The organism is Nesterenkonia sp. PF2B19, assembly GCF_001758425.2.
GTDB lineage: Bacteria > Actinomycetota > Actinomycetes > Actinomycetales > Micrococcaceae > Nesterenkonia > Nesterenkonia aethiopica.
Map to the genome: position 1 here is coordinate 1 of NZ_MDSS02000086.1, position 8,999 is coordinate 8,999.

8 protein-coding genes are annotated in these 8,999 nt (G+C 70.2%); 6 read left to right on the top strand and 2 right to left on the bottom strand.

Features of this window, described 5'->3' with window-relative positions:
* Window positions 1-107: 107 nt before the first annotated feature.
* The 6 genes from BCY76_RS16325 (at window position 108) to BCY76_RS16350 (ending at window position 6,964) form a co-directional block, all read left to right on the top strand.
* Window positions 108-1,028 (top strand): Rossmann-like and DUF2520 domain-containing protein, encoded by a 921-nt coding sequence (locus BCY76_RS16325; RefSeq protein WP_085437924.1) that lies wholly within the window; start codon window positions 108-110, stop codon window positions 1,026-1,028.
* Window positions 1,029-1,261: 233 nt separating this feature from the next.
* Entirely contained in the window at window positions 1,262-2,209 is a 948-nt protein-coding gene (gene panC / locus BCY76_RS16330; RefSeq protein WP_083277248.1) for a pantoate--beta-alanine ligase, read from the top strand.
* Between the two features lie 102 nt (window positions 2,210-2,311).
* Window positions 2,312-4,297, top strand: coding sequence for a M13 family metallopeptidase (locus BCY76_RS16335; protein ID WP_085437925.1), 1,986 nt, complete (start codon window positions 2,312-2,314; stop codon window positions 4,295-4,297).
* A 149-nt stretch (window positions 4,298-4,446) separates the two neighbouring features.
* On the top strand, window positions 4,447-6,024 hold the full coding sequence (lysS, locus tag BCY76_RS16340; protein WP_070158658.1) for a lysine--tRNA ligase: 1,578 nt from the start codon (window positions 4,447-4,449) through the stop codon (window positions 6,022-6,024).
* 62 nt (window positions 6,025-6,086) lie between these two features.
* A complete protein-coding gene (locus BCY76_RS16345; RefSeq protein WP_070158659.1) occupies window positions 6,087-6,311 on the top strand; it encodes a hypothetical protein in 225 nt (74 codons plus the stop codon).
* Between the two features lie 350 nt (window positions 6,312-6,661).
* Window positions 6,662-6,964: a histone-like nucleoid-structuring protein Lsr2 gene (locus BCY76_RS16350; RefSeq protein WP_070158660.1), complete on the top strand. Its 303-nt coding sequence runs from the start codon at window positions 6,662-6,664 to the stop codon at window positions 6,962-6,964.
* Between the two features lie 137 nt (window positions 6,965-7,101).
* Here BCY76_RS16350 and BCY76_RS18750 read toward each other — a convergent pair whose 3' ends face one another.
* Complete coding sequence (locus tag BCY76_RS18750; protein WP_201791165.1) at window positions 7,102-7,569, bottom strand: hypothetical protein; 468 nt, start codon at window positions 7,567-7,569, stop codon at window positions 7,102-7,104.
* Window positions 7,508-8,999: aldehyde dehydrogenase family protein (locus tag BCY76_RS16355; RefSeq protein WP_201791166.1), on the bottom strand; the 1,492-nt coding region annotated here is incomplete at its 5' end. The genes BCY76_RS18750 and BCY76_RS16355, both read right to left, overlap by 62 nt.

An 8,999-nucleotide genomic window follows, 5' to 3' on the forward strand; every position in this document is an offset into this window, starting at 1 on the left:
TGCCGCCCCGCCTGCTGCCCCGCCTGCTGCACCGCCGCCCGGGCCGCAGCCCGGTCAGCCGCCGCATCCGCGCCCATACCCCGAGCCCCGTCCCGACGAGGAGCCCGATGAACGTCGTCGCTGATCCCTATCCGAGCGAGAAGGACCCCTCGCAGCGGGACGGCCGTCTCGGCGTCGGAATCATCTCGGCGGGCAAGGTGGGGGCGGTGCTGGGTGCCGCGCTGCGCGGCGCGGGCCACCAGGTGGTGGGGGTGCACGCCGTCTCGGAGGCCTCCCGCAGCCGTGCGGAGTCTCTGCTGGACGGGGTCCCGATCCTGGAGATCCCGGAGATCCTGCGCCGCTCCGAGCTGGTGCTGCTGGCCGTGCCGGACGACGCGCTCGCCGACGTCGTCTCCGGCGCCGCCGAGGCCGGATATTTCCAGGCCGGCCAGCTGGTCATCCACACCTCGGGCCGCTATGGCACCGATGTGCTCGCCCCGGCTCAGCAGGCCGGCGCGATCACCCTGGCCGTCCACCCGGCGATGACCTTCACAGGGCTCACCATGGACCTGCAGCGGCTCAACGCCTGCGCGTTCGCAGTGACGGCCCCGGCGCCCGTGCTGCCCATCGCCCAGGCCCTGGTGGTGGAGATGGGTGGAGAGCCCGTCACCGTCTCCGAGTCCGACCGAGGCATCTATCACGCGGCCCTCGCCCATGCTTCGAACCACCTGAACACCATCACCGGGCAGGCGTCCGAGATGCTGCGCGGCATCGGGGTGGAGGCCCCGGACCGCGTGCTCGGCCCCCTGATGCAGGCGAGCCTGGACAACGCGCTCGCCTCCGGGGAAGGCGCGCTGACCGGCCCCATCGCGCGCGGCGACGTGGGCACCGTGGCGCGGCACGTCCAGCTGCTCAGTGAGTCCGAGCTGCCGGCCGACATCCGCACCGCCTATGTGCAGATGGCCCGGGCCACCGCGCAGCGGGCCCTGGACCGCGGGCTCATCAGCTCCACCCAGGCGGCCGCGATCCTCGACGTGCTCACCGACTGAGCAGCGGCGGGCGGTCACCCGCCGCACCGCGCCGGCGCCAGCCCTACCGCGTCGGCGCCCGCCCCACCGCGTCGCCGCCCGCCCCACACATCGAGGAGTCACTTCCCCGCGCATCATCCCCCGGGTGACGCGCGTCAGGAGGCGGAGATGCACGGGGAACTGACGCCTCGATCACCGTCACACAGTCCCGAGACGTCTGCGGGCACTCGTCGCGGCCGGACTACGATGGACCGGTGACAGCACCGCAGGTCCTCACCACCGTCTCCGCCTACCGCGCCGCCCTGGCCGAGCTGCTCAGCGCCCGGCGCGCCGCCGGCGTCGCCCGCCCCACGGTGAGTCTGGTGCCCACCATGGGAGCTCTGCACTCCGGGCACGCCGCGCTCGCCGATGCCGCCCGCGCCGAGGCGGACATCGTGGTGGCCTCGATCTTCGTGAACCCGCTGCAGTTCGACGATCCCGAGGACTTCCGTCACTATCCGCGCAGCCTCGACTCCGACGTCGAGCTCCTCACCGCCCACGGCGTGGACCTGGTCTTCGCCCCGGAGGTGGAGGAGATGTACCCGGGCTACCCGGACGGACCCTTGGTGCGGGTCAGCGCGGGGGAGCTCGGCCGCCGGTGGGAAGGGGCCTCTCGTCCGGGGCACTTCGACGGGGTGGTCACCGTGGTCGCCAAGCTGTTCAGCATCATGTCTCCGCCGGTCACGGCCGACGTCGGAGCGCGCTTCGAGTCCTGGTTCGGGGAGAAGGACGCCGAGCAGCTGGCGATCATCCGCCGCATGGTCGCCGACCTGGACCTTGAGGTCACCATCCGGTCGCTGCCGATCGTCCGCGACGCCGACGGCCTGGCGCTGTCCAGCCGCAACCAGCGCCTCAGTGCGCAGGAGCGTCAGCATGCCCTGCGGCTGGTGGAGGCGCTGTCCACGCTGGCTCGGCGTGCTGAGGCGGGCCAGAGGCTCGACGTCGACGGCGTCGTCTCGGCGCTGCGTGCCGCCGAGGGGGTGGAGCTGGACTACCTGGTGGTGGCGGACCCCCAGACCCTGCGTCCCGCCGCGCTGCCCGCCGACGGAGTCCTGGAGCGGGAGGCCCTCGCGCTGGTCGCCGCCCGGGTCGGTCCCGTGCGGCTCATCGACAACATGATGCTGCGCCCCACGATTCTGCGCCCCGCGAACAGGGAGATGTGACACAGGCCGCACGACATGTGAAACAGTTGCTTCAAGAAAAGATCCCACGGATCTCCGGATCGCCTCCGATCGACCCCACCCGAGACGAAGGAGCCGGCAGACGTGACCGACACCCCCACCACCACGGCCACCCCGACCTTCCCCTACCTGGACCCGGCCACCCGCCCCCAGGACGACCTGCAGCGCCACGTCAACGGCGAATGGCTCAAGACCGCCGAGATCCCCGCGGACCTCGACGCCTACGGCTCCTTCATCGAGCTGCGCGACAAGTCCGAGGCTGACGTGCGCGCCATCCTCGAAGACGCCGCCGCCGGCTCCACGGACCTGGGGGACGACGCCGTCGCCGCCCGCATCGGTGACTTCTACGCCGCCTTCATGGACGCCGAGCGCGCCGAGGAGCTGAAGCTCGCCCCCATCCAGCCCATGCTCGACGCCCTCGACGCCGTCTCCTCTCCTGCCGAGCTGCTCCGCCTGTCCGCTTCCTGGCAGCGGTACGGCGTGGACGGGCTGCTCGCCGCCGGGGCCAGCCGCGACGCCGGTGACCCCGAGCGGGTCCTGTGGCACATCATCCAGGACGGGCTCGGGCTGCCCGATGAGTCCTACTACCGCGAAGAGCAGCTCGCCGACACGCTGTCCTCCTACCGCGAGCACCTCAGCCGCTTCCTGGCGCTGGGCGGAGTGGCCGACGCCGAGCAGGCCGCCGCCGACGTCGTCGCCCTGGAGACCGTGATCGCCTCCCACCACTGGGACCGGGTGGCCACCCGTGACGCGCAGAAGCGCTACAACCTGCGCACCCGCGAACAGGTCATCGCCGAGATGCCGCTGATCACCGAGGCGCTGGCCGGCTGGCGGCTCACCGACTCCCAGTCGGCGGAGATCGTCCTGGCCCAGCCGGACGTGCTGCCCGCCATGCAGACTGCGCTCACCGAACAGCCGCTCGAGCACTGGAAGCACTGGCTGCGCGCCCAGCTGCTGCGCTGGGCCGCCCCGCTGCTGCACAGTGCGCTCGTCCAGGAGCACTTCTCCTTCTACTCCCAGGTGCTCGGCGGCGCCCAGGAGCTCAAGGAGCGGTGGAAGCGCGGGGTCGCGCTGACCAACTCCTGCCTGGGGGAGGACGTGGCCCGGATCTACGTGCAGCGCCACTACCCGCCGCAGGCCAAGGCCAGGATGGACGAGCTCATCGACGCGCTGGTCGAGGCCTACCGTCGCTCAATCTCCACCCTGGAATGGATGGGGGAGGAGACCCGGGCCAAGGCCCTGGAGAAGCTCGAGGCGTTCCGGCCGATGGTCGGGTACCCCGCGCGCTGGATCGACTACGGCGACGTCGCGGTGGACCGCGGCGACGCCGTCGGCAACGTGATCAGCGCCGCCGTCGCCGAGTGGAACCGGGACGTGAAGGAGATCGACGAGGGCCCGGACCCTGAGAAGTGGCACATGACCCCGCAGACGGTCAACGCCTACTACCACCCGCTGGAGAACGTGATCTGCTTCCCGGCGGCCATCCTGCAGCCCCCGTTCTTCTCCGCCGAGCGGGACATGGCCACCAACTTCGGGGCGATCGGTGCGGTCATCGGGCATGAGATCGGTCACGGCTTCGACGACCAGGGCTCCCGCTACGGGGCCGACGGTTCGCTGACCAACTGGTGGTCCGACGCCGACCGGACCGCCTTCGAGGAGCGTACGTCCGCGCTGGTGGAGCAGTACTCCGCCCTGGCGCCGTCGGTGGCGCCGGAGCACCATGTCAACGGGGAGCTCACCCTGGGGGAGAACATCGGGGACCTCGGCGGCCTGGGGATCGCCCACCAGGCATACCGGATCTGGCTGGACCAACAGGGCCTCACGGAGGCGGACGACGTCGTCGAGGGCCTCTCCGGCGACCAGCGGTACTTCTTCTCCTGGGCCCAGGCCTGGCGGCAGATCGTGCGTCGCGAGCGGGCCATCACGCTGATCAGCATCGACCCGCACTCCCCGGCGGAGATCCGGGCCAACCAGGTGGTGAAGAACCTGGACGCCTTCCACGAGGCCTTCGGCACCGCCGAGGGCGACGGCATGTACCTGGCGCCCGAGCAGCGCGTGACCATCTGGTGAGGTGAACACCGGCAGGCCGACGACGGCGGCCCTGTGCTCCACCGGTCGACGGCGGCCCTCGCGGCGTCGCCGTCGGCCGAGCTCGGGGGTGCTCTGGTGTCACGGGGTGTGGTGATGGGCCGGTGCGGCGACGCGTAGAATGGGGCACCGTGAGTGCTCAGAATCCCGCCGCCCGTGACCTCGACACCAACGACCAGCGCGCCGTGCGCATGGACAAGCGTGCCCGGCTGCTCGCCGAGGGCGTCCAGCCCTACCCAGTGACGGTGGAACGCACGTCCTCCCTGGCCGAGGTGCGTGAGCGCTTCCCGGACCTGGAGCCTGGCGCCTCCACCGGGGAGACCGTCTCGGTCACCGGCCGGGTCATGTTCATCCGCAACACCGGCAAGCTGTGCTTCGCCACCCTGCAGGAGGGCGGGCCGGACGGCCATGGCGCCCGGCTGCAGGCGATGCTCTCCCTGGCCGAGGTTGGCGAGGAGGCCCTGGCGCAGTGGAAGTCCCTGGTGGACCTGGGCGACCACGTGCGGGTGACCGGTGAGGTCATCGCCTCCCGGCGCGGTGAGCTGTCCGTGATGGCCAGCTCCTTCGAGGTCGCGTCCAAGGCGATCCGTCCGCTGCCGGTGCTGCACGCGGAGCTCAACGAGGAGACGCGGGTGCGGCAGCGCTATGCGGACCTGATCGTCCGTGATGAGGCCCGCGAGATGGTCTACCGGCGTGCCGCGATCACGCGCTCCATCCGTGACACCCTCCACGGGCGCGGCTACGTCGAGGTCGAGACTCCGATGCTGAACCTGATCCACGGCGGCGCCCAGGCCCGGCCGTTCGAGACGCACCTGAACGCCTTCGACCAGGACATGACGCTTCGCATCGCCACCGAGCTGTACCTGAAGCGTGCGGTGGTGGGCGGGATCGACCGGATCTTCGAGATCGGCCGGGTCTTCCGCAACGAGGGCGTGGACTCCACGCACTCTCCCGAGTTCACGACCCTGGAGTCCTATGAGGCCTGGGCGGACATGTACATCATGGCCGACCGGATGAAGGAGATGATCCTCAACGCCGCCGACGCCGTCGGTGCGGGCCGGCAGATCGAGACCGAGCACGGCGTGGTGGACCTCGACGGCGAATGGGCGTGGATCAGCGTGTACCCGGGCCTGTCGGAGGCTGTCGGCCAGGAGGTCACCCCGGAGACCGATGTGGAGACACTGCGGGCGATTGCGGACCGCCACGAGGTGGCGGCGAATCCGGCATGGGATGCTCAGAAGCTGGTGATCGAGCTGTTCGGCGAGATCGTCGAGCCGACGCTGATCCAGCCGACGTTCGTCTGCGACTATCCGCCGGCCGCCCAGCCGCTGGCTCGGGAGCACCGCGAGAAGCCTGGCGTCATCGAGGCCTGGGACCTGATCATCGGCGGCATGGAGCGCGGCACGGCCTTCTCCGAGCTGATCGACCCGGTCGTCCAGCGGGAGCGTCTGGTGGAGCAGTCCCGCAAGGCCGCCGGCGGGGACGACGAAGCCATGCAGTTCGACGAGGACTTCCTGCGCGCGCTGGAGTACGGCGCACCGCCCATGGGCGGCATCGGTCTGGGCATCGACCGCCTGGTGATGCTGTTCACCGGTGCGGGGATCCGCGAGACGATCCTGTTCCCGCTGCTGAAGCCCGAGGCGGCCGACGCCGGTGCTGAGAACACCGTGGAGAAGCCGACGGCCGAGCCCGCGACCGCCCAGCGATGAATCCTCTGGCGACGTGTTTCGTCACATCCGACGCGTGAACCTGATGACAGGCAGGGAATGACATGGAGACTTTCTGGACCTATTTCCAGGTGCTGGCGCCTTCGGTAGGTGTCGGCCTGGTCTTCTGGCTGGCCATTCGTGCGATCTTCCGAGCCGACCGGAAGGAGCGCGCCATGGAGGCCGAGGTGCGCCGGGAGCTCGCCGCGGAGCGGCCTGATCCCCGCCCTGACGCGGCTCAGGCGCCGTCGGCGCCGTCTCCGGGTTCTGCGGACGCCTCGCGCGCCTGAGACCCTTCTGGACAGGATCCGGCGGCCCGGTGGGCGGCCGGATCCTGTCATGCCGGCAGCGCTGACCAGACGATGCATTATTTTGACCACTTTCCTGGGAATTACCTGAATGATCGTCAGTTGACGATAATTGTCTTTTGTTGAAAGACTGGAACTGACAACGGTGTCCATCTGGCGCGAGATTCAGAGGTCAGTGCTTCTCGTCCTTCGAGGTGTCTCTGAGATCGACGCACTTCGCCCACTCTGGTCGGGGTGTGAATCCAGGAAATCGCCGAGAAACCCGCCGGTCGATCAGTGAGGACTCTTCGTGAGATCTTGTGTTCGACCCTATGTTGAGCAGTGAGGTGCTTATGGCCCAGAAAGTTGAAGTCGTCCTGGTCGATGACCTTGATGGCAGCGAGGCGAAAGAGACTGTGACATTCGGTCTCGATTCTCGCTTCTACGAGATCGACTTGAGCGAAGAGCATGCCAAGGAACTGCGTGAGCTGCTGAAGAAGTACATCCGCAAGGGACGGGCGATCGCCCCGCCGTCGCCGCAGAACGAGGCGCGCAAGATCCGTGAATGGGCGATCAAGAACGGCTACCAGGTCTCCAGCCGCGGGCGACTGCACCGCGACATCGTCGAGGCCTATCGCAACGCGAAGAAGCGCTGAGCCGACGCCCCGTTCCCCAGCGCACAGCACGACGGCGGCCCGCCTCCCAGCCCGGTGATCCCGGGCGGGGGCGGGCCGCCGTCGTCGTGCGAGGGTGTGACCGTGAGACCACCGGCGCTTCCGCGCGGTGCCCGGCCTCAGCCCTTCAGCTCGTCGGCCAGCTCATGGAAGGCCGGGCTGGGGTTGCCGAAGCGGTGCAGGGTCATGGAGACCGCCTGCTCCTTGACCCAGTGGCGCAGCTCCACCCGCCCGGAGGCGGTGACGGCGTCGTCCAGCAGCGCCACCTCCGGCCGCGGAGCCAGGGCCTGTCGCACGGAGTCCTGGAGGGCCCCGAGCACGCGCACCCGCACGCCGACGCCGGTGTCATGGGATCCGTCCGCCAGTGCGGAGGTGAAGGCGTCCACGGTCTCCTTGTGCAGCGCGAGCCCGAGCTCGTCGGCGAGGGACTTCACGGTCTTCTTCACCGCCTTGTCGACCTTCGGGTCGTAGGACACGGAGACGTCTGAGCCGGCGGCCGCGGCGGCGGCCAGGGTACGCGCCGCCTCACGAGCCTCGGCGTCGTCGCCCACCCGCAGCAGCACGGCCTCCGGAAGGTAGCGGAACACGTTGGCTTCGGCCTGCAGGCCGGTCCTGTCGACGCCCACACCGAACTCGCGATCCCACCAGACGGCGTCGTCGTCGATCGCGGTGCGCAGCCAGGCCAGGACTCGGCGTCGTCGAGCAGTCCCTTGTCCTCCACGGCGCCCAGCACGGCGGCCGCCGCACCGTTGACGGCCCGCGGGGTCTCGACGCGGCGCCCGCTGTGGGGGTGGACGCGGCGTCGGCCCACCGGCCGAACAGCATGACGTAGTTGGGGCCGCCGGCCTTGGAGCCCAGACCCACCGAGGACTGCTTCCAGCCGCCGAAGGACTGGCGCTGCACGATCGCGCCGGTGATGCCGCGGTTGACGTAGGCGTTGCCGGCCTCCACCCGCTCCAGCCAGGTGCGGACCTCCCGCGGCTCCAGAGAGTGGATTCCGCCGGTCAGCCCGAAGTCCACGGCGTTCTGCAGCTCGATGGCCTCATCCAGATCCTTGGCCCGCATCAGGCCCAGCACCGGGCCGAAGACCTCGGTCCTGTGGAAGAAGGAGCCCGGCTTCACGCCCTCCTTGATGCCCGGGGACCACAGCTTGCCGGTCTCGTCGAGCTGCTTCGGCTCCAGCAGCCAGCGCTCACCCTCCTCCAGGGTGGTCAGCGCCCGGTGGAGCTTCTCGCTGGGAAGCTCGGTCAGCGGACCCACCGTGGCGGAGAGGTTGGTGGGCCAGTCCACCACCATCGAGGAGGCGGCGTCCACCAGCTGGCGGCGGAACCGCTCGGAGCCGTACACGCTGCCCACCAGGATGCCCAGGGAGGCGGCCGAGCACTTCTGCCCGGCGTGGCCGAACGCGGAGTTCACCAGGTCCTGGACAGCGAGGTCGCGGTCCGCGGACGGGGTGATCACCAGGGCGTTCTTCCCGGAGGTCTCGGCATTGATCTGCAGGTCAGGCTTCCACGAGCGGAACATGGCGGCCGTCTCGGAGGCACCGGTGAGGATCACCCGGTCCACGTCCGGGTGGCTGACCAGCTTCTGGCCGGCCTCCCGCTCATCCGGGTAGACGCCGTGGAGCACCTCGCGCGGCACACCGGCCTCCCAGAGGGCCTCCAAGATCGCCATCGAGCAGTGCGGGGTGGGCTTCGAGGGCTTGTGGATCACCGCAGCGCCGGCGGCCAGCGCGGCGAAGGTGGAGCCGGCGGGGATCGCCAGGGGGAAGTTCCACGGAGGGGTCACCAGCGCCAGCCGGTCCGGGGTGAACTCGGCATGCTCCACCTGTTCCAGCTCCAGGGCCCGGTGGGCGTAGTAGCGGGCGAAGTCGATGGCCTCCGAGACCTCGGGGTCGGACTGGGCCACCGACTTGCCGACCTCGGCGGCGGCGATGGAGACCAGGTGGCCCCGCCGGGCCGCGAGGATGTCGGCGGTGCGGTACAGGACGGCGGCGCGCTCGGCCGCCGGGCGGGCG